This window comes from Clostridium mucosae, from assembly GCF_024622765.1.
In the GTDB taxonomy this organism is placed as follows: Bacteria; Bacillota; Clostridia; order Clostridiales; family Clostridiaceae; genus Clostridium.
Genome location: NZ_JANKAF010000009.1, coordinates 1 through 19,675 on the forward strand (window position 1 = coordinate 1; position 19,675 = coordinate 19,675).

Annotated in this window: 19 protein-coding genes, 2 pseudogenes and 1 other annotated feature; of the genes and pseudogenes, 6 read left to right on the forward strand and 15 right to left on the reverse strand. The window is 25.8% G+C overall.

Annotation, left to right across the window (positions count from 1 at the left end; translation table 11 throughout):
• Window positions 1–197: 197 nt before the first annotated feature.
• Window positions 198–1,073 (reverse strand): CPBP family intramembrane glutamic endopeptidase, encoded by an 876-nt coding sequence (locus NSA50_RS10965; RefSeq protein WP_257445087.1) that lies wholly within the window; start codon window positions 1,071–1,073, stop codon window positions 198–200.
• A gap of 612 nt (window positions 1,074–1,685) precedes the next feature.
• On the opposite strand from NSA50_RS10965, the gene NSA50_RS10970 reads away from it, so the two are divergent.
• A complete protein-coding gene (locus tag NSA50_RS10970) occupies window positions 1,686–3,350 on the forward strand; it encodes a glutamine--tRNA ligase/YqeY domain fusion protein (protein WP_257445089.1) in 1,665 nt (554 codons plus the stop codon).
• A 333-nt stretch (window positions 3,351–3,683) separates the two neighbouring features.
• Window positions 3,684–4,286 carry a DUF445 domain-containing protein gene (locus NSA50_RS10975; protein WP_195262453.1) on the forward strand — a complete coding sequence of 201 codons (603 nt, stop codon included), beginning with the start codon at window positions 3,684–3,686 and terminating at the stop codon, window positions 4,284–4,286.
• 129 nt (window positions 4,287–4,415) lie between these two features.
• Here NSA50_RS10975 and NSA50_RS10980 read toward each other — a convergent pair whose 3' ends face one another.
• The 5 genes and pseudogenes from NSA50_RS10980 to rsgA form a co-directional block, all read right to left on the reverse strand.
• A complete protein-coding gene (locus tag NSA50_RS10980) occupies window positions 4,416–5,141 on the reverse strand; it encodes a DUF5643 domain-containing protein (RefSeq protein WP_308463900.1) in 726 nt (241 codons plus the stop codon).
• Window positions 5,138–5,839 carry a DUF4179 domain-containing protein gene (locus tag NSA50_RS10985; protein ID WP_257445092.1) on the reverse strand — a complete coding sequence of 234 codons (702 nt, stop codon included), beginning with the start codon at window positions 5,837–5,839 and terminating at the stop codon, window positions 5,138–5,140. Before NSA50_RS10985 ends, NSA50_RS10980 begins: the two co-directional genes overlap by 4 nt.
• A pseudogene (locus tag NSA50_RS10990) lies at window positions 5,832–5,987 on the reverse strand (RNA polymerase sigma factor); the annotation flags it as partial. The pseudogene NSA50_RS10990 and the gene NSA50_RS10985, both read right to left, overlap by 8 nt.
• Window positions 5,988–5,999: 12 nt before the next feature.
• Window positions 6,000–6,422 carry a sigma-70 family RNA polymerase sigma factor gene (locus NSA50_RS10995; RefSeq protein WP_257445096.1) on the reverse strand — a complete coding sequence of 141 codons (423 nt, stop codon included), beginning with the start codon at window positions 6,420–6,422 and terminating at the stop codon, window positions 6,000–6,002.
• An 83-nt stretch (window positions 6,423–6,505) separates the two neighbouring features.
• Window positions 6,506–7,594, reverse strand: a complete 1,089-nt coding sequence (gene rsgA / locus NSA50_RS11000; protein ID WP_257445097.1) for a ribosome small subunit-dependent GTPase A — start codon at window positions 7,592–7,594, stop codon at window positions 6,506–6,508.
• A gap of 312 nt (window positions 7,595–7,906) precedes the next feature.
• On the opposite strand from rsgA, the gene NSA50_RS11005 reads away from it, so the two are divergent.
• Window positions 7,907–8,047 (forward strand): hypothetical protein, encoded by a 141-nt coding sequence (locus NSA50_RS11005; RefSeq protein ID WP_257445098.1) that lies wholly within the window; start codon window positions 7,907–7,909, stop codon window positions 8,045–8,047.
• A 149-nt stretch (window positions 8,048–8,196) separates the two neighbouring features.
• A pseudogene (locus NSA50_RS11010) lies at window positions 8,197–8,583 on the forward strand (VOC family protein).
• Window positions 8,584–8,647: 64 nt separating this feature from the next.
• Here NSA50_RS11010 and NSA50_RS11015 read toward each other — a convergent pair.
• Complete coding sequence (locus tag NSA50_RS11015) at window positions 8,648–9,049, reverse strand: hypothetical protein (RefSeq protein WP_257445101.1); 402 nt, start codon at window positions 9,047–9,049, stop codon at window positions 8,648–8,650.
• Window positions 9,050–9,743: 694 nt separating this feature from the next.
• Here NSA50_RS11015 and arr point away from each other — a divergent pair.
• Complete coding sequence (gene arr / locus NSA50_RS11020; RefSeq protein ID WP_458339758.1) at window positions 9,744–10,292, forward strand: NAD(+)--rifampin ADP-ribosyltransferase; 549 nt, start codon at window positions 9,744–9,746, stop codon at window positions 10,290–10,292.
• A 239-nt stretch (window positions 10,293–10,531) separates the two neighbouring features.
• Here arr and NSA50_RS11025 read toward each other — a convergent pair whose 3' ends face one another.
• From NSA50_RS11025 to NSA50_RS11040, 4 genes are all read right to left on the reverse strand, one after another.
• Complete coding sequence (locus NSA50_RS11025; RefSeq protein ID WP_257445105.1) at window positions 10,532–10,711, reverse strand: MarR family transcriptional regulator; 180 nt, start codon at window positions 10,709–10,711, stop codon at window positions 10,532–10,534.
• A gap of 353 nt (window positions 10,712–11,064) precedes the next feature.
• Entirely contained in the window at window positions 11,065–12,726 is a 1,662-nt protein-coding gene (gltX, locus tag NSA50_RS11030; RefSeq protein ID WP_257445107.1) for a glutamate--tRNA ligase, read from the reverse strand.
• Between the two features lie 206 nt (window positions 12,727–12,932).
• Window positions 12,933–13,164, reverse strand: a binding site (T-box leader).
• 82 nt (window positions 13,165–13,246) lie between these two features.
• Complete coding sequence (locus NSA50_RS11035) at window positions 13,247–13,780, reverse strand: permease (protein ID WP_257445109.1); 534 nt, start codon at window positions 13,778–13,780, stop codon at window positions 13,247–13,249.
• Complete coding sequence (locus NSA50_RS11040; RefSeq protein WP_257445112.1) at window positions 13,777–14,262, reverse strand: permease; 486 nt, start codon at window positions 14,260–14,262, stop codon at window positions 13,777–13,779. Before NSA50_RS11040 ends, NSA50_RS11035 begins: the two co-directional genes overlap by 4 nt.
• 342 nt (window positions 14,263–14,604) lie before the next feature.
• Here NSA50_RS11040 and NSA50_RS11045 point away from each other — a divergent pair, with 342 nt between their 5' ends.
• Window positions 14,605–15,801, forward strand: a complete 1,197-nt coding sequence (locus tag NSA50_RS11045; protein ID WP_257445114.1) for a glycoside hydrolase family 3 protein — start codon at window positions 14,605–14,607, stop codon at window positions 15,799–15,801.
• A gap of 175 nt (window positions 15,802–15,976) precedes the next feature.
• Here NSA50_RS11045 and NSA50_RS11050 read toward each other — a convergent pair whose 3' ends face one another.
• The 4 genes from NSA50_RS11050 to NSA50_RS11065 form a co-directional block, all read right to left on the reverse strand.
• Window positions 15,977–16,657 carry a hypothetical protein gene (locus tag NSA50_RS11050; protein WP_195262463.1) on the reverse strand — a complete coding sequence of 227 codons (681 nt, stop codon included), beginning with the start codon at window positions 16,655–16,657 and terminating at the stop codon, window positions 15,977–15,979.
• A gap of 179 nt (window positions 16,658–16,836) precedes the next feature.
• Complete coding sequence (locus NSA50_RS11055; protein WP_257445116.1) at window positions 16,837–18,690, reverse strand: DUF4153 domain-containing protein; 1,854 nt, start codon at window positions 18,688–18,690, stop codon at window positions 16,837–16,839.
• A 16-nt stretch (window positions 18,691–18,706) separates the two neighbouring features.
• A complete protein-coding gene (locus NSA50_RS11060) occupies window positions 18,707–18,913 on the reverse strand; it encodes a helix-turn-helix domain-containing protein (protein WP_195262465.1) in 207 nt (68 codons plus the stop codon).
• 14 nt (window positions 18,914–18,927) lie between these two features.
• Window positions 18,928–19,422 carry a DUF2975 domain-containing protein gene (locus NSA50_RS11065; RefSeq protein WP_257445119.1) on the reverse strand — a complete coding sequence of 165 codons (495 nt, stop codon included), beginning with the start codon at window positions 19,420–19,422 and terminating at the stop codon, window positions 18,928–18,930.
• Window positions 19,423–19,675 lie beyond the last annotated feature (253 nt).

A 19,675-nucleotide genomic window follows, 5' to 3' on the forward strand; every position in this document is an offset into this window, starting at 1 on the left:
TACTGTGCTTAGCAATCTAACAGAATCATTTTTTGGTATCATAATTTCTGTTTCTATTGGTAATACTAATTGTTGATTAGTATTGTATAAACTGAATAGTTTCATGATTTAAGTTTATGCAAAAAAGATGGATTCTATTGAATCCACCTTTTCCCATTTATTCGGCTAGTTGCTTTTGCAACAGCCCCTACTAGATACTAATTTAAATCTCTATAATCATTAAAATTAATTGTTACATCTTCATAGCTAATATTTTTCTTTTTAATAAAGTAAAGTGATGTTATTAACCCTATAGCTCCAACTACTACAAAGCCTATAAGAATACTTGTTAAATCTGGAACATTTTTTAAGATATATGGTGATAAAGTAGCTATACTATTATTAATCATATGCATAATTATAGATGTCCATAATGATTTTGTTTTGTATGTTATATAACCAAATACCAAACCTAATAGTGTAGCGTATGTCCCTTGAATTAAATTTCCGTGGAAAATACCAAAGAATAATGCTTGTATAATTATTGTCCATAAAATAGATATATTCTTATTTAAAGTCTTAAATATAACACCTCTAAACATAAATTCTTCTGTAAATGGTGCTATTATTCCTACTGTTAATAAAGCAATAAATATATTACCTTGGTTTAATGGTGCAAGAAGATTTTCCATCATAGAAAAATTATCTTTGAATAATCCTGATTCTTGAACTAAACTTAATGCACCAGAGTTGAATAACCACGCACTTATACCTAAAGTAATTCCAATTATAAGATTTACTTTAGCAGTCTTAACTATTTGTAACTCTTCCTTAAAGTTCTTCTTTCTTATCTTGTATATTAATAAAAATACTAGCACTGTTATTATTGAAGATGCTAATAGAATATAATTTGTTAATCCTAATATCTTATTAGTTAGCTCTTCAGGATTAAATCCATTTAATTCATTTAAATTATTCATTGCATATATAACTCCAATTATTCCCCCTCCCACTATTGATACTATTAACTGAATTCCAAATGTTAAAAATAAATACCCAACTGCTGCAAAAAAACTTTTTAATTTTTCTTTCATTTTCATACCCTCTTTCTAGTAAACTTTTATACCATATTTTCCCTAATATAATTATATATTACATTTGTACATTTAACTATAATCATATAAGAAAATAAGATTTTTGCATAAATAAAAAAACATATTTTTATAAATTTATACTACTCTTATCATAAATTTATTTATATACTTTATAAATTCTTTAACTTTTTGGTTAAATACTCATAAAAAACTCATTTTTACCATACTTATATCTTTATTTTTTTTCATCCTTAGTTTAAAATTAGAAGTAAAACTAACATATTATTATCTAGATATATACATAAATTTATTAAAATCACGAATATATAAGTTATAGTAATAATTTAACTTCTTAATAAAAAATATCAGTAATTGATAGAATATAGATAAGTTAATATTTTAGTAACTTATATAAAAATTACATACTATATATAGTTTCAATTTTGCTATTTTAATTAACTAAGAATATAATCTCTTTAATGCACTTATAATCTCAATTGTTTTATTATTAATTGAAACATATATATGATAAATTGATTTAAAAGTAAAAAAATAGTATATAACTAATATATAAGCATTAAAAAGATAAATTTATATAGGAGAGGTATTCGTATGTCAAATGAAATTAATTCATCAAATTTTATAAGAAATATAATAATTGAAGATTTAGAAAGCAAAAAACACGATGAGATTATAACTCGTTTCCCACCTGAACCAAATGGATATTTACACATAGGTCATGCTAAATCAATAGTTTTAAATTCAGGTCTTGCAAAAGAATTTAACGGAAAGTTCAACCTAAGATTTGATGATACAAATCCAACTAAAGAAGATACTGAATATGTTGAATCTATTAAGGAAGATGTTAAGTGGCTTGGTGGAGATTGGGATAGCATTTACTTTGCTTCAAACTACTTTGATATAATGTATGATAAAGCAAAACTTTTAATAAGAAAAGGATTAGCTTACGTATGTGATTTAACAGCTGAAGAAATAAAAGAATATAGAGGAACTTTAACTGAACCAGGAAAAGAAAGTCCTTATAGAAATAGATCGGTTGAAGAAAATCTAGATTTATTAGAAAGAATGAAAAAAGGTGAATTTAAAGATGGAGAAAAAGTATTAAGAGCTAAAATTGATATGTCTTCTCCTAATATAAATATGAGAGATCCTATTATATATAGAATTGCACATGCTACTCATCATAATACTGGTGATAATTGGTGTATATATCCTATGTATGATTTTGCTCATCCACTTGAGGATGCAATAGAAGGTATAACTCATTCAATTTGTACTTTAGAATTCGAAGATCACAGACCTCTTTATGATTGGTTTGTAAGAGAATGTGAAATGGAAAGCACTCCAAGACAAATAGAATTTGCTAGACTTAACATGACTAACACTGTTATGAGTAAGAGAAAACTTAAACAACTAGTAGATGAAAATATAGTTGATGGTTGGGATGACCCAAGAATGCCTACTGTATCTGGTTTGAGAAGAAAGGGATATACTCCTGAAGCTATCAGAAATTTCTGTAGTGCAATTGGTGTTTCTAAAGCTAATTCAGTTGTAGATTCTCAAATGCTTGAATATTTTATAAGAGAAGATTTACAACTTAAAGCAAATGCTGCTATGGCTGTTATGAGACCATTAAAGGTTGTTATTACTAACTATCCAGAAGGTCAAACTGAAATGCTACCAGTTCCAAACAATGCTAAAAATGAAGATGCTGGTACAAGAGAAGTTCCATTCTCAAGAGAAATATATATAGAACAAGATGACTTTATGGAAGTACCTGTTAAAAAGTATTTCAGATTATTCCCAGGTAACGAAGTTAGATTAATCGGTGCTTATTTTATAAAATGTAACGATGTTATAAAAGATGAAAATGGAAATGTAGTTGAATTACATTGCACTTATGATCCAGAAACTAAGAGTGGTTCTGGATTTACTGGAAGAAAAGTTAAAGGAACTATTCACTGGGTAGATGCAAAAACTGCTAAACCTGCTGAATTTAGACTTTATGAACCATTAATATTAGATGATGCTCCTGAAAATGAAGGTAAGCACTTCTTAGAACAAATAAATCCTAATTCATTAGAAGTATTACAAGGATTTATTGAAGAAACTACTGCTAAGATTGCAAAATCACAAGATAAATTCCAATTAGTAAGAAATGGTTTCTTTAATGTAGATCCTAAGTACACTACTGATGATAAATTAGTATTTAATAGAATAGTATCTTTAAAGAGTTCATTTAAAATTAATAATTAAAGAATGAAAAAGTGAAAAATTATGGATATAATTCAGCTATGCTGAATTAATTTAAAAGAGTTGCATTGCGACTCTTTTTCTATTTTATATAAATTATATTTTAAATATCTTCAAACTTTTTATCTATTTTAAATTCTTTATTCTTTTTAAATTCTTTATTCTTTAAAATATTTTTGTTTCTTATATAATTTTATACTAATTAGTCAATTTTCTATTGAAATAATTCTATATTCCTTATAAAATTATCTATGAATTTAAATACTCTTTATATTAAATCTAATTATAAACTTTTATAAATTATGCTATTATACTTTACATAACTAGGAGGTACTTATGAATAATTTTATTACTATTTTAATATTAACGATTGTTGGTGGGCTTATTGGATGGATAACTAATATCTTGGCAATAAAGCTTTTGTTTAGACCAATTAAACCTGTTAAAATTCCTATTTTAAATATTGAAATATTAGGATTAATTCCTAAAAGGAAAAATGAAATTGCTGCTAATATTGGTGAAGTAATTTCTAATGAGTTACTTTCAATAGATGACATATTAGATCAAGCTTTAAGTAGTTCAAATGGAGAAAATTTCAACTCTTACATAATAGATAAAATAAAAAACATTATAAATGAAAAGCTAAATATAATTCCTATGCCGTTTAGAATGATGGCTTCTCCTTATATTGATGATATTTTAAACAAGGAAGTACCTAATGCAGTTGATGAAATTAGCGTTGACCTATTAGATAAAGCTAAAGAAAATGTTAATATTCAAGAAATTGTTGAAGAAAAAATTAACCAATTAGATTTGGAAAAACTAGAAGATATAATAATTAGTGTTGCTAAAAAAGAGCTAAAGCATATTGAAATTCTAGGCCTTGTACTAGGTGCTATTATTGGAGTACTTCAAGGTGTTTTAGTTATTTTTCTTTAATCTCTAAAAATATCATTTAAAAATATATAAACTTACGCATTATTGCTAAGTGATTCAAAAAAAATACTGTATTACACCTTTATAGTAATACAGTATTTTTAGCTTAATGATATTTTATATTAGCATAATTTATTTATCTAAATTAATAGTTATTTTTTCATTTTCTAATATTTTAGCCCCATAATTCATCTTAGTGATAAAGTACTCTTTACTATTCTCTAATGCTGGTAATGTTAGTGTGAAGTTATAGCCATCATCAATTCCATTAAATTTAGTTTCTAGAATCTCTATATCCTTTGTGTTTTTATACCAATCCTCTTCTTGACCATTGTTGGAATTTTTATATTTATTAATTTTATCTTCATCCCAAATTTCAATATCTATATCCTCTAATCTATATAAATATTTTTTAACTTTTACTTCTATTACAGTTTTATCTTCTTTGAATTCAATATTTTTTATAATATATTCTTGTTCATCTCCTATCTTTATAGCTGTTTCACTATTTCTATTTATTCTCTCCATCACTAACTCTCTACTATAATCACTTTTACTTATAACAGGTATAAGACTTATCGATTTTGCCTCCTCTGTGGCCCCTTTATATCGCCAATAATAATTACCTTTAACTCTTTCATCATTTATATTTTTCCCACTACCTGAACCTCCTATAATACTTATAGGAATACCTTTATCATCTTGCACTAAAAAGCTCAATGAATAATTTTCCGAGAAATTTTCAGGATTATTTTCATCTAGTTTCACTAGTTCTGTGTCTGTATCCATATAGACTATAGTATTTAAATTAGATGTAATTAACTTATTTATCTTAAAAATACTATTCTCATATTTTATTTCTTTTTTACTTCATATTCTTCTTTTCCCATATCCTTAGAATCTAAAGAAAATTTAAATTTAAATTTTTTAGGATAACTTCCTACCCAATTTCCATATAAATCATTAACTATAAATTCTATTTTTGCCTTATCTGATAATTCATTTTCTGTAAATGCATAAGATGCTAATCCAACATAAGTATTTTCATCTATGAACTCACCATCATTTTCTTCATTTTTATAATTTATATCTTTAAAGCCACTTTTTATAATAGGAAATATTATAGGTTTATCATCAAATCCACTTTCTGACTTTAGCTCATATGCTATAGCAAGTTCAATTCCATCATAGTAAATATTTTTAATTGTCATTGTAATATCTTTATATTTTTTTGTTATATTTATATCCTTAGCCCCTTTTATATATTTATCCCCAACACCTATAGCATCATTAATACTTTTGAAAGTAGGTCCTATAAGTGGTAAATTTTCTGCATATGCAGGCATAAACATATTAAAGCTTAACATACCAACTATAATTACCGCTGCTACTTTGGATATATTTTTCAGCTTGCTTTTTTTCTTTATTTTTCTTTCAGGTAATTCATCTAAAGTTTTTAATATAGTATGTTTTAGTGTATCTGGTATATTTATATTGATATTTTTCGCTTTTTGTTTAAGGATTCCATCAAATTTATCTTTATCATACTTATTCATGATTATCACCTTCACTCATAATATTATAATTTTTTTCTCTACCTCTATTTAATCTAGATTTTATAGTTCCTTTAGGAATTTTCAATGTATCACTTATATCCTCTATTGACATATCATCAAAATAAAATAACCACATAGTTATTCTTAAATCAGAACTTAATTAATCGATAGCCCTAATTAAATCAAGATTTTTATATTTATCCTCATAAGTCTCATTATTAATTTGTGAATCTTCAATATAAGTAACCTTTTTATTTTTTCTTATTATGTTGTTACATTCATTTATCAAAATCCTTGTTAACCATGTTTTAAAAAACTCTTCATTTTTTAAACCAGAAATCTTCTCATAAGCCTTAAGTATAGTATTTTGAAAAGCATCTTCTATATCATATTCACTATTTAACATGCCTCTTGCTACTATATATAAAGACTTTAAGTTTTCTTGAAGTAATATATTAAATGCTTCTTTATCCCCCTCTATGGCTAATCTAACATTATTTTTCTTAAGCTTTACATCTTTATATTTGTTAAATACCCCTATAGGAATAATATTAGACATATTCATTATATTTCTCCTTCCCATCTAACATAGCTATGTTAACTTACCTTCACTTAATTAGACGTATAACTTAAATTAAAGGTTCCATTAAAATATATAATTAATATTTATTGTAAAAAAAAGAGCTGTGGCAACAGCTCCAAGTTAAATATATACTCATTTTTTTTTTTACTCTTCATATAACTTTTTATCCTATGCTTTTCTTGTCGCTTAGATTTTAATAAATTATAAGCTTCTTCTTTTTTAAGCTTTCTATATCTTTCTAGCCTTTCTGGATCTAAATTTCCATTTTCTATAGCTTCTCTTACTGCGCATTTAGGTTCATTTTTATGAGTACAATCAGAAAATTTACATTGTTTTTCTAACTCTTCAATATTACTAAAAGATTTATCTACATCTGCTGATATTAATCCAAGTTCTCTCATTCCAGGTGTATCAATAATTACTCCACCAGACTCTATAACAAATAGTTCTCTATGTGTTGTAGTATGTCTCCCTTTATCATTTTCACTAATTGAATTGGTCTTTAAAACTTCTTTATTCATTATCTTATTAATAAGAGTTGACTTCCCTACCCCTGATGACCCTATAAATGCTATTGTTACTCCAGTTTTTATATATTTTCTTATTTCATCATATCCATCTTCATTAATACTTGATGTTACCACTATATCTATTCCTATAGCTATCTCTTCTATTTGTTTTACTTTATCATTTATATCTTCGCATAAATCTGATTTAGTCAATATTATAATTGGAGTAGCCATACTATCCCAAGCTACTGCAATATATCTTTCTAGCCTTTTTATATTAAAATCATTATTTAATGACATACATATAAAAACAAAATCTATATTAGATGCAACTATTTGCTTATCATACCTAGTACCTGCTACCTTTCTTGAAAAATAGCTTTTTCTATTTAATATATTATGAATTATTGCATCTCCATTTTTATTATTTATCCTATCTAATAGTACCCAATCTCCAACAACAGGATAATCAAAAGTACTATTTGAAGAATATGATAATTTCCCAGATACTCTTGCAAGTACTTCTCCTTCTTCAGTAAAAACCTTATAAATATCTTTATATTGTACTGAAACTCTCCCTAAATAAAAGTTTTCATTATAAATACTTGCTTCCTTTACGTATCCTTCATTTACTCCTAATTCTAGTAAGTTTTTATTATTCATTTTTCCTCCCGAAACTAAAACATATTGGGAAGGATATCTAATTCATTGCTATACTGTAGTCACCTTCCCATTAACAACAATATAGGTTTTATTTTTTCTTACTAAACTCATCATAAAACATCACATCCTTTCAGATAATTAATGGTAAAACAAAACTTACCATTATATTCATTATATATTAATATTCATAATTTTTGCATAATTTATTAAATATTTTTGTAATTTCAACCTCTAATTAATGTATGATAAAAATATACATTAATTAACAATATTATTAATAGTGTAAGTAAATTTTATTGGAAGAATAAACTTATGCTTAATACTTTAAATTGGTTTAAATCCTATTCAATAACTGATATACAAATAAATGTAGTATATGCAAATGATGAAGCAATACCATTTTATAACCGTTATGGATTTTATATTGGAAATTATATCTTAAAAAGAACTTGATACTTAAGACTCAATTTAAAATTATTATGAATTAATAAAAATATCAATTAGAACTTTATTAATAAAATACTATGATAAATACTGTAATCTCTTTGTAATGGCATGATAAGTTAAATTATATGTTAAATTAGTAAAGTGGGAAATATACGATGAAAGCACAAATTAATCTTATTACTATTTTGACAAATGGTATAGATAAAATGAAAGCATTCTATAATAAAGTCCTAGGATTTAGAATTGAAAATGACCTTGGTAATTATGTTTAATTTGAAAATGATGGAATAAGATTTGCTATTTGCATGATAGACGTTATGTATGATCATAGTAGTGAATATAGGAAAGAGTCATCTAGACAAGGGTTCGAACTTGCTTTTCCATGTGAAAGTCCTAAGGATGTTGAGGAATCATTTAATATGTTAATCAGCAAAAGAATAACTTCTGTTCATGAACCACAAGATATGACTTGGAATCAAAGAACAGCATTATTTGCTGACCCCGATGTAAATATACATGAAATTTTTGCAGAAATTAAATAGTTAATAGTTTTAAACTATTACAAATTAAAAGTTGATAAATTTAATTATCAACTTTTATACTTTATTAGTTAGATATAACATCACCATTTTCATCTAATAAATATATTGCAAAAACTATCTCAATTTTCATTGGATCTTCTTTAACACTTTCACCATTATAAACAATTCTTATTCTATCACCCTTATTTAATTGTGGAAGATTCCCAATAGATATGTTATTTAAATCTATGATAATACTATCTGCATCAATAATATCTTTATCTGAATTAACACTTTCATTATCTATGGGACTAACATCAAGACTTTCCTCTGTAATATCATTAACCACTGCATTCATATAGTTTTCTGCTTTACACTTACTACATCCTGTTATTAATAGAATTAAACAAAAAGCCCTAATAAAGAAAATTAATTTTTTCATAGGATACTTATACTGACTCCTACTATTGACTAAATTATTTAACATGATAATTCCCCCACTCACTTAAAAATAATTAATACCTAATAGAATAAATGCTTCTTATAAGACTATATTATGCTTACTAATATAAATATACAATTATTTACTTTTGAATGTATAGGAATTTAATGAAGATGCACTTAAATTTTACGAGTCAATTGGGATGTGTACAAGAAAGCGAAAAATAGAATTTAACTTATAATAGTTTGTTACTTAATCTTAAATCTATTATGAGGTTATTAATTTATTTGAATTGAATAATTGTATTATAATACAAATTGAATAAGAGTTAGATTAGCGTACACACCTAGAAAAGTGGAAGCCATTACCTAATGAGCTGCTTTGTTAAAAATAACAAAAAAGAGATTAATCCTATTTAGTAAAAATCACTCCCTATAATTTAATTATACCATGTATAAAATGAAAATATAAGTATACATTTATTATTATATATATGTTAAGATAATGTACCTATAATAATAAGAGGAGGGTACATTAAATGAGCACTAAATTTGATCCAAAAAACAAAATTATAAGACTATGTATGTTGGGAATGAATATGGAAGATCAAGGTAACTCTGAAGAAGCAAGTGCATTATTTCTTCAAGCTTTGAATGAATCAGTAAATGACTTTGAAAGATTTATTGCAGCCTACCAAGTAGCTAAACATAAAAAAGATATTTCAGATAAATTAAAATGGATGGAAAAAGCTTTAGAGTATGCCATAAAATCAAATGATGATAGTGTTAAGAGTGCTTTTCCCACAATATATTTAAGCATTTCAAAATGCTATGAAGAATTAGGTGATTCTGATAAGGCGAAAGCAAATTATGAATTGTCAAATTCATCTAATACTGAACCTTATGATAAAGGACCTTTTTATCATGGAACTAGAGCAGATTTAAAGATTGGTGATTTGCTTGTAGCAGGTCGAAATTCAAATTATAATTCTGAAGTTAAGATGAATCACATTTATTTCACATCCAATCTTAATGGTGCAGGACTTGCAGCTGGATTAGCAAAAGGAGAAGGTAGAGAACATGTTTATATTGTAGAGCCAACAGGAGCCTTTGAAAATGATCCAAATATAACTGATAAGAAATTTCCAGGAAACTTAACATGTTCTTATCGCTCTCAAGCACCTTTAAGAATTGTAGGTGAAAAAACAGACTGGATGGAACAGACACCTGAAGAACTTAGCCAATGGAGTAAAAAATTAGCTAATACCAAAGGTGAAATTATTAATTAAAGATATCTTTAGTTGATATTCTCCTATCTACTGGCTACATTTTTCGTGAAGAAATCTATTATGTAATAAAAAAAGAAATTCCACCAAAAGTGGAATTTCAATCTAATCTCTTCTCTTTAACTTTCTCACTAAAAATAGAGAATCATATCTAACTAATTTTACACTATAACTTTCAAAACTACTTCTAGTAGTTTTCACTATAATTATGCATTATCAATTATGCATTGTTATAGCACCTCTTATCTTTTTATTTGCCAATAACATCTTTTTGATGAATAAATTTTTTCTTCCTTTTTAAGTTTATCCATAACTTTTGAAACTTCTTTTTTGTCTACCCCTGTTCCTTCTGCAACTGCAGTAGCATTTAGTGGTTTATCATTTTTAGTAAAGAAATCTAAAACTAAATCATAATTTTCCATATGTTCATCTCCTTTTGTATTTGTTACTATAATTTTACATAATACTATATATCAATTTCAATAATTATTTTTAATTTTTTTAAATTATTAACTAATATTTAATATCTGCAATTGAAATCTTATAAAATTAATTGTTTTATACTCCATTTTAATATTTCTGATAACCTTTTATATTTCATAATATTAATATTTAAATTATATACAAATAAAAACACTTTTAAACTTCATTGTAAAATTATTTTTATATCTACTTTAGTCTATATAGAATATTCAAAAAGGACGTCGCGTAACGCGACGTCCTTTTTATTATAATCAGGAATCAAAATATCCTTATTCCTTTTCAAGTATTTATTTTATAGATTTAAAAATGCTTCAAATCTATCTCTTACTTTATCTTCACCTAATATTTGCATAATAGTATAAAGATCTGGAGTATTGCTTCTATGAGATAGAGCGGCTCTTACAGCTCCAGCAACATCAGAAATCATTCCCTTAAATGCATCTGGATTTGCTTTGTATTCTTTTCTATTTGCACAGTATCCAAGTTCTGCTCCAATAACCTTTAACTCTTCAAACCAATTTTCTTGGCTTCCAGAATTGAAGTTGAATTTATCTTTATATACTTTAATTATTTCTTTGGCATTTTCTAAGCTTAAAGTCTTTGGAAGTTCAACATTTTCTGCTGTTTCCTTATTGAATAATTCATCAAAGAAGTAATCCACTTTTCCTCTTACTTCATCCCACTTAGCAAAATCTTTTCTTGGCTTTGGACCTTCCTTATCTATATTGAATATTTCTTTTGACATCTTTTCATTAGATGTTACTAAATCGTACATTTCTTTATCGAACTCTTTAGCCCAAGCTGTATAATAATCATAAACTACATCTGCTTTCATTTTGCAAATAACTTCTTTACTTACATCATTTAACTTAACTATATCAAATAATGCTCCTGACTTACTCATCTTGTCTAAAGCAACTTTAAATTCATGATAATCTACAGATGGATTTTCTGCTCTCCAATCTTCAAATGTAGAATTTATTATATTTAATAAGTATTCTATTACTGATACCATTGGATATCCAACTTCTTTGTAATATGAAACTGCTGCTTCAGCATCTTTTCTCTTTGATAATTTTCTCTTTGAGCCATTATCATTTTTCATTATTGTTGGGATATGTGCATAGTTTGGTCTATCTAATCCTAATACATCAAATAATTGAACATGTATTGGAAGTGATGATAACCATTCTTCACCTCTTATAACATGAGTAGTTCTCATTAAAGCATCATCTACAACGTGTGCAAAATGATATGTTGGAAGTCCATCTCCCTTTATGATAACTATATCTTGATTATTTTCTGGGAAACTTATATCTCCTTTTATTAAATCATGGAACTCTACTCTATTTTCTATATTACCTGGTGACTTGAATCTAATTATGTAGCTTTCACCATTATTTATTTTTTCCATAGCTTCTTCAGGAGTTAAATTTCTATCCTTAGCATATTCTCCATAATATCCTGGTGTTATTTTAGCTGCTGTTTGCTTTTCTCTAAGTTCTGCTAATTCTTCTGGTGTATCAAATGCTGGATAAGCTAATCCTTTTTTAATTAAATCTTTTGCAAAAGCTCTATAAATTTCTGCTCTCTCACTTTGTCTATATGGACCATATTCACCCTTAGATGTTTTATCTCCAGTCATTCCTTCATTAAAGTCCATTCCAAAGTTATGCATTGTTTGAATTGTATCTGCTATAGCACCTTCAACTTCTCTTTTTTGATCAGTATCTTCTATTCTTAAGAAGAAAACACCTTCACTTTGACTTGCTAATCTTTCATTTATTAATGCTGCAAAAACACCTCCAATATGTTGGAAACCCGTTGGTGATGGTGCATATCTTGAAACAACATCACCTTCTTTTAAATTTCTTTTTGGATACTTTGCAATATAATATTCTGGTGTTTTATCAACATTTGGAAATATTAATTCTGCTAATTTTTCAAAACTCATATTCATCTTCCTTCCGTAGTTTAAAATTTTATATAAATAAAAAAGTTGGCATATGTAAATTTACTTATTCCGTCGCTTCTCTCCAAGTCAACGCAAACTTACATATGCCAACTTGAAAACTAAAGGATGGAAATTATAAAATGTTATTAATACTGGTAACATTTTTATAATTTCCTATACATAAAAAAAGCCCTTCATCCTATAAATATTAGGACGAAAGACAAAATTCCGCGTTACCACCTAAATTGATTAATTAAAATTAATCCACTCATTCTCTTTAAGGGGAGAATCCCACAAACTTACTTGCAATTTTTTTAATATGCTGTTTCAGTTTATAGCTCTAGAGCTTCTTCAATAGGATCAAATTTTAAGCTTCCACCTATACTTAAATCTCTGTTAAATGACTATCTATCTACTTTTCTCTTTCATTGCTTATTATTTATAGTTTATCATAAACATTATAACTATACATTTAGCATTTGTAAATAATTTTATACTATTCACTTCATTAGGATAATTTTCAATCTAAATTCTCACTATAAAGTCTATCTAATTCATCCTTTGGCATTAAAACTTGAACTAAATATCCCATTATTATTACTCCAGGTATGTCAATCAAAAGCCTTGCTAAAGTAAATTCATAACCAAGTGACGAGAACTCAAACATCACTGTAGATATTTTAGTTACGCACCAAGCATTCATAAATATTATTATATTACTAAATTTAACACCTTTTTTAAGGAGGACTTTTGTAAATGGGAAAGCTGCATACATTGGTCCTGCCGCTATTGATCCTATTAATATTGCAAGAGAAATTCCTTTTATTCCTGAATCGTCTCCCATGTATTTCATCATAGTTTCTCTTGGAATCCAAACATCCATAAGCCCAAGCATTATCATTATTGGTGGTACCACCTCAATCATTTGTTTAAAACTTGAAAAAGCTGTATTAAATGATTTTAAACCTAACTCTTTATTAAAAATTGTTACAATTACTGTTACTATAAGTAATATAATAAAAAAAGAATATCTTTTTATTAAAGCTTTTATCATATCATTGTCACCACCATTTCAACAAAAAATGCTACTATTATTGAAAAAACAAAAGCTATTATATTCCTATAAATAGCTGCTTTTTTACCTATATGTTTAGCTTCTAAAGGAATAGTAATTATGCCAATTAAAGTAAGAGTTGATATAAGTGCTGCAACTTGTGCTATCCCTGCTCCACTTTTAAGTAGCATATCTCCAGTAGAAAATGCAACAAATGTAGGCATCATTGCAATACTTCCTAAAATTGCAGATAAAATTACTCCAAATATACCACTATTACTTCCTATTATATTTGATATTGTCTCTGGTTTTAATATTGAAATAGTCAACCCAACAACTAAGATTATTCCTAAGAATTGAGGCAGGATATTTTCTATTGACTTCCATCCTTTTAATAATGCCTTCTTAGTTTTTTCCTTATCTTTTCTATATGATATTAAAAATAATATAGCTGTTGCTAAATAAAGAATTATACTACTCATACTACTTCACTTCTAAAATATTATTATTAATATTATTATATAATTCAAACTTAATTAGGTGAAAACTCTGATTTTGAATTGAAATTTAAAGTATTAATTTTATAAATAGCTAATAAAATTTGCCTAATTGTGTATAGATACATATAATATAGCTATAATTATTAATATATAAGTTACACTAAGGATTTAACAGTAATTAAACTATATAAATTAATAAAACTTAAATAAATCTAGTACTCTAGCAACTTATATTAAAATTATCACTTATTTATATGTTTAGGATAAAGTTAAAATCTTTATTAAAAACTTTTTTTAAAACTTTATTTGTATTGGAGACTTATTATGAAAAAATTAATTTTAATAATTTCTATTATTTTATTGTTTATAGCTTCTTTTGCTCTAAGTTATAGATATTTTAATTCTAAAAAAATTAATGAAACTCCAGGAGGAGAAAGTTCTGATTCAATTATAGACAATAGCAATTCAAATAATGACTCAAATAATAATTCAAATAAACCATCTACTGAAGAAATTAATTCAAAAAAGGCAAAGGATTTATTATCTAATATGACCTTAGAAGAAAAAGTTGGACAAATGTTCTTTATTAGATGCCGAAAAGAAACTGCACTTGAAGATTTACAAAATTATAAAGTTGGTGGATTTATTCTATTTGATAATAATATAAAGGATGAAACTAAAGAATCCTTAACTAAAACATTATTAAGCTATCAAAACAATTCTAAAATAAAACTTCTAATTGGAATAGATGAAGAAGGCGGTATTGTTAATAGATTAAGCTGGTATCCTGAATTTAGGGCTGTTCCTTTTTATTCACCTCAAGAATTATATAATGAAGGTGGATATCCATTAATAGCTAGCGATACTAAAGAAAAAGCAGAGCTATTAAAAAGTATGGGAATTAATATGAATTTAGCCCCAGTATGTGATGTATCAGTAGATCCAAACGATTTTATTTACCCTAGAACCTTTGGAATGAATGCTTTAGAAACATCTGAATATATAAAAACAGTAGTAAATACTATGAACGAAAATAAAATAGGGTCTGCATTAAAACACTTTCCTGGCTATGGAAATAATGTAGATACTCATACTGGAATATCTATTGATGAGAGAAGTTATGAAAGCTTTCAAAAATCCGATTTTCTACCATTTAAAGCTGGGATAGAGGCTGGTGCTAGTAGCATATTAGTATCTCATAATATAGTAAAGTCTATGGATGCAAATCTTCCTGCATCACTTTCTCCAAGTGTTAATAAAATCATTAGAGATGAATTAAGATTTGATGGAGTAATAATGACTGATGACTTACAAATGAGTGCCATAAAAGAATATATAGGTGATTCTACATCAGCAGTACTTGCTATAATTGCTGGTAATGATTTAATAATAGCATCTGATTTTGATATACAAATACCATCTGTATTAGAAGCTATAAGAAATGGAGAAATTAAAGAAGATCGTATAAATGAATCTGTATTAAGAATTCTTAAACTAAAACTTGATTTAGGTATAATTTAAGAATATATTTCTACACTTTGGCAAATATCACTTCTTACTATAACAATAAAATGATAAATAAAAAGTGGGCATATATAAGCTTGATTTCATCCCTTCCTTGAAGGTAAATGCAAACTTACATATGTCCACTTAAAAATTATAAGAAAAGAAAATAACTTCGTAAATAATGCATTTTTTATTCTTCTCTGTTTTTATCTTTAAAAGCTTCTTTATCTTTATAATTATCATTAGATTCTTTATTAGCTGTTCCTACTTCATATAAGATTCTATTTTCTAATCCTTTTATTCCTTTAGTTAATTTAGCGTATTGCTTATCAACAAAAGAGTTTTCTTTCCCAGTAATCTCTAAATGTCCCCTTTCTACTTCCATTGCTGCTTTAGTTTTTCCAAAATCATTTGTATTTCTTAATTTATTATTAGCTGAAATTAACTTCTTCAGACTATCTTCAACTATTATTCCGCCACTATTTTCATAAAAGTTTATTTTATTTTTAGAGTTAATGCTTTCATCCTTTTTATTTTTTTCTTCTAGCTTACGCTGATTTTCTAAAGCTTCTTTCTCTTTTTCCACTAATTTCATTTGTTGTATTTCAGCTTCTACTTCAGCTATTTTTTTATTTATCTCTTCAAGCTTCATTCTTTTTTCCTTAGGATCCATTTCAGTTTCTTGAAGCTTTATTTTTTGTTCCTTAAAATTTTCTTTTAGTTGCTGTAAGTTTTTTATTATTTGATTCGAACTTTTTTCTACAGTTATACTTTTTTCTTTTTCTGCTTTTTCTTTCTTTTGATTTTCTGAAGCTTCTTTAAGCCTATTATATATTGGATTATCCCAATTATTTATTCTTTGAATCTGCATAAGATCTCCCCCTTAACTTAATTAGATTATCGTTTCAATTGGGAAGTTCTTTATCGTTTATTCATCATTTATATCTTCTAACTAAGTTTTCAACTCATTATATTTAACTTTAAAACTCAATAACTTTAAAACTTAGTAAATTCAAAACTTAATAAATTTAATTTAAAATAATTAACTTTTTATTTAAATATTCTATTATTAAAGTAATTATATTCGTACCAGTGCTTAGTAATAACCCTTTTATTATACCAATCATAATAATACTTACTTTCTATTAAGCCTTTATCATAACCATCTTTTACTGCATCTTGAGCATCTAATGATAATCTAGTCAAATATCTATCATCCATTTCATGTTTAGTATTAATTATATTTATATTTTGTTTTGCTATATAATTATCTATATTAATATAATTTAAAAATAAATATATAGTTAATCCTACAATTGCCATTGGCTTAAGTAAGTACTTCCCTCTCCATATAAATACAAGTAATATAATTAAAGAAATAAATAAAAAAACTGTAAATGCTTGAACTAAAATTCTTAGTCTAGTATATCCAAACTCCCCTATATATAAGTTCATTTTATATATAGCAGAAGCTCCCATATTCATTGTTAATACTGTTATTACGCTATATAAAGTATTTAATGAATTTTTAACGTTTTTACTATTTGTTGCTGTTTTGAAATTCATTATTGTTATCATTGATAAGTTTACTATTACAAGTGCAACTAGTTGGAAAAATCCAGTTCTAGCATAATCCGCAAAATTAAATCCAGCTGGTAAAGCTTTATTTAGATATAAATATGAAATCTGTATTTTAGTAAATACTAAATAAAGTATAGTTATTGAAATTAATATTGTGATTATTGTTGTTGAATTAAAATCTTTTTTTATTAAATTACTTTCTACATCTCTTACCTCTGTGCAATTTAAACTATAGTATAAACCAAATACTAAAAACATTACTATTATTGCTATAAAGGCTTTTAATATAAAGTCATAAATATTCTCTATATTAAGATATCTCCATATATTTGCCAAGTAATAACTAAATATCTCATCTGCACCTGCAAGTAAGATTCCCAGTATTATAATTAAAGGTATTGATATAGCTAACCCAATTAATATAGATTTAACATGATCATTTTCTTTTTTAATGTTTCCTTTTTTCAATGCTTTGTTTAATATTGAAGGAATTTTAGTTGAATTCCCCAAAGATTGCCCTATAATTATTTCTAAAAATGATGCTCCAAAGCTTATTAACTTAAATTCAATATTTTTAAATGTTAATAACAAAAATCCTGAAAATAGTGAAATAGGTATAACTATTAAATTTAATACTCTAAAAAATTCATTTGTAAAAATGCCATAAGTAAATGATAAAATTATACTAGATGCTACAAAGAAATATCCAAGAAAGCTTTTATTTTTTACTCCTATGATTAACATAAATATCACTGTCATTAAAATAGTTAAAATAGCAACTGAAATACCTAGATAACCAAAAATAAACCTTGAAAATAATATTCCTATACCTAAAGAAAAAGCTATAAGAATCAATGCTTTATTAGTATCCATGCTTTGTTTTTCAACATCTATCTTAGAATTTCTTACTTTATATTTACTATTCATATTTATAAATTCTTTTAATGCCTCAACTGCAAAAGATTGATAATTATTTATACTACACTCAGTTAAAACATTTATAAGCAAATCATTTTCTACTTTATTAATATTATTTGCCCATCTACATTCTTCAAATACCAAGCTTTCATCTATTAATTTAACTTCTGAATTTGTCACATCGATAAACATTAAATTAACATTATAATCTTGTATATTGATTTTCTTGCTATAATTGATAATTGGAGAATCTTCAAATTCTATTCTTCCTTCTTTCCATCTCTCAATACACTCTTCTGGTTTTTCTTCGTTTTTCATACTTATTATAGGTAACCTATTTTTTGATCGTTTTAATAAAAGGATTTTATCTCCTTTCATTAAAACTAAAGCTACAGTATTGACCATATTTTCTCTCCCTCCATTATTCATCTATATATTCTAATATATCTCCTGGTTGGCAATTAAGTTCTCTACAAATAGCTTCTAATGTAGAAAATCTAACTGCCTTTGCTTTGTTATTTTTTAATATAGAAAGGTTAGCATTAGTTATACCAACTCTTTCTGCTAATTCATTTAATGAAATTTTTCTTTTTGCCATCATAACATCTAAATTTACGACTATTCCCATATTGTGCTCCTTCATCATATAGTTAAATCATTTTCTTCTTTGAACGTAACTGCCTTATCAAAAACCTTCGCTAATATAAATATAAAAGCTGAAGCAAATAAAAATATAAATACTTCCATATCTGTATGAATACCCATATTATCAACATATATAAATTTAAATTCCTTAAAATTATAATTTACAAATAAATTAATTAAATAACAGACTGATATTATTAATGATGATACTGATATTTTCTTGAAAGCAATTGCATTTGATCTAACAAATGGGTCTCCAATTATTAATGTCTTTATTATTCCTTTAAGCTGAAATACTATATAAAACAAGCTAGCTATACCAACAATTAATAGTATTGTAACTAAGACTTCATTAATAACAATGTCTTGTATTCCTCTTTTATAGAATGTCATATAAAATACCATAGCCGTAAGAATTATTCCAAATACTATAGTAATATTAAGAATAATTGATAATACCTTCGATAAAGTTTTTTCATCTTTTAACTTCATAGTAATCTCTCCTTTTCTAATAATTATATTAACATTCACAAAATTGTTTATCAAGCTATTTTTATCGAAAAACAATATATTTTTATTTTATATTATGAATAAGCTATATATATTCTTAAATTAATCTGATGTAATATTTTATAATAATTATTTTAAATTATGCATATGCATTATACTTAATTCTATGAGTATTAAACTATATCAAATTAAAATTTTAGCATTTTAAAAATTAGGCACCCAACTAAGAGAAATC

Coding starts and splice junctions, on each gene's coding strand:
- NSA50_RS10975 (WP_195262453.1), top strand. CDS start 3,684: ATGAATAATTTTATTACTATTTTAATATTAACGATTGTTGGTGGGCTT.
- NSA50_RS11050 (WP_195262463.1), bottom strand. CDS start 16,657: ATGCAGATTCAAAGAATAAATAATTGGGATAATCCAATATATAATAGG.
- NSA50_RS11015 (WP_257445101.1), bottom strand. CDS start 9,049: ATGTTAAATAATTTAGTCAATAGTAGGAGTCAGTATAAGTATCCTATG.
- NSA50_RS11040 (WP_257445112.1), bottom strand. CDS start 14,262: ATGAGTAGTATAATTCTTTATTTAGCAACAGCTATATTATTTTTAATA.
- NSA50_RS10985 (WP_257445092.1), bottom strand. CDS start 5,839: ATGAATAAGTATGATAAAGATAAATTTGATGGAATCCTTAAACAAAAA.
- NSA50_RS10970 (WP_257445089.1), top strand. CDS start 1,686: ATGTCAAATGAAATTAATTCATCAAATTTTATAAGAAATATAATAATT.
- NSA50_RS11035 (WP_257445109.1), bottom strand. CDS start 13,780: ATGATAAAAGCTTTAATAAAAAGATATTCTTTTTTTATTATATTACTT.
- NSA50_RS11025 (WP_257445105.1), bottom strand. CDS start 10,711: ATGGAAAATTATGATTTAGTTTTAGATTTCTTTACTAAAAATGATAAA.
- NSA50_RS11045 (WP_257445114.1), top strand. CDS start 14,605: ATGAAAAAATTAATTTTAATAATTTCTATTATTTTATTGTTTATAGCT.
- NSA50_RS11005 (WP_257445098.1), top strand. CDS start 7,907: ATGCTTAATACTTTAAATTGGTTTAAATCCTATTCAATAACTGATATA.
- rsgA (WP_257445097.1), bottom strand. CDS start 7,594: ATGAATAATAAAAACTTACTAGAATTAGGAGTAAATGAAGGATACGTA.
- NSA50_RS11065 (WP_257445119.1), bottom strand. CDS start 19,422: ATGAAGTTAAAAGATGAAAAAACTTTATCGAAGGTATTATCAATTATT.
- arr (WP_458339758.1), top strand. CDS start 9,744: ATGGAAAAAGCTTTAGAGTATGCCATAAAATCAAATGATGATAGTGTT.
- gltX (WP_257445107.1), bottom strand. CDS start 12,726: ATGAGTTTTGAAAAATTAGCAGAATTAATATTTCCAAATGTTGATAAA.
- NSA50_RS11055 (WP_257445116.1), bottom strand. CDS start 18,690: ATGGTCAATACTGTAGCTTTAGTTTTAATGAAAGGAGATAAAATCCTT.
- NSA50_RS10995 (WP_257445096.1), bottom strand. CDS start 6,422: ATGGGAAGGAGAAATATAATGAATATGTCTAATATTATTCCTATAGGG.
- NSA50_RS11060 (WP_195262465.1), bottom strand. CDS start 18,913: ATGGGAATAGTCGTAAATTTAGATGTTATGATGGCAAAAAGAAAAATT.
- NSA50_RS10965 (WP_257445087.1), bottom strand. CDS start 1,073: ATGAAAGAAAAATTAAAAAGTTTTTTTGCAGCAGTTGGGTATTTATTT.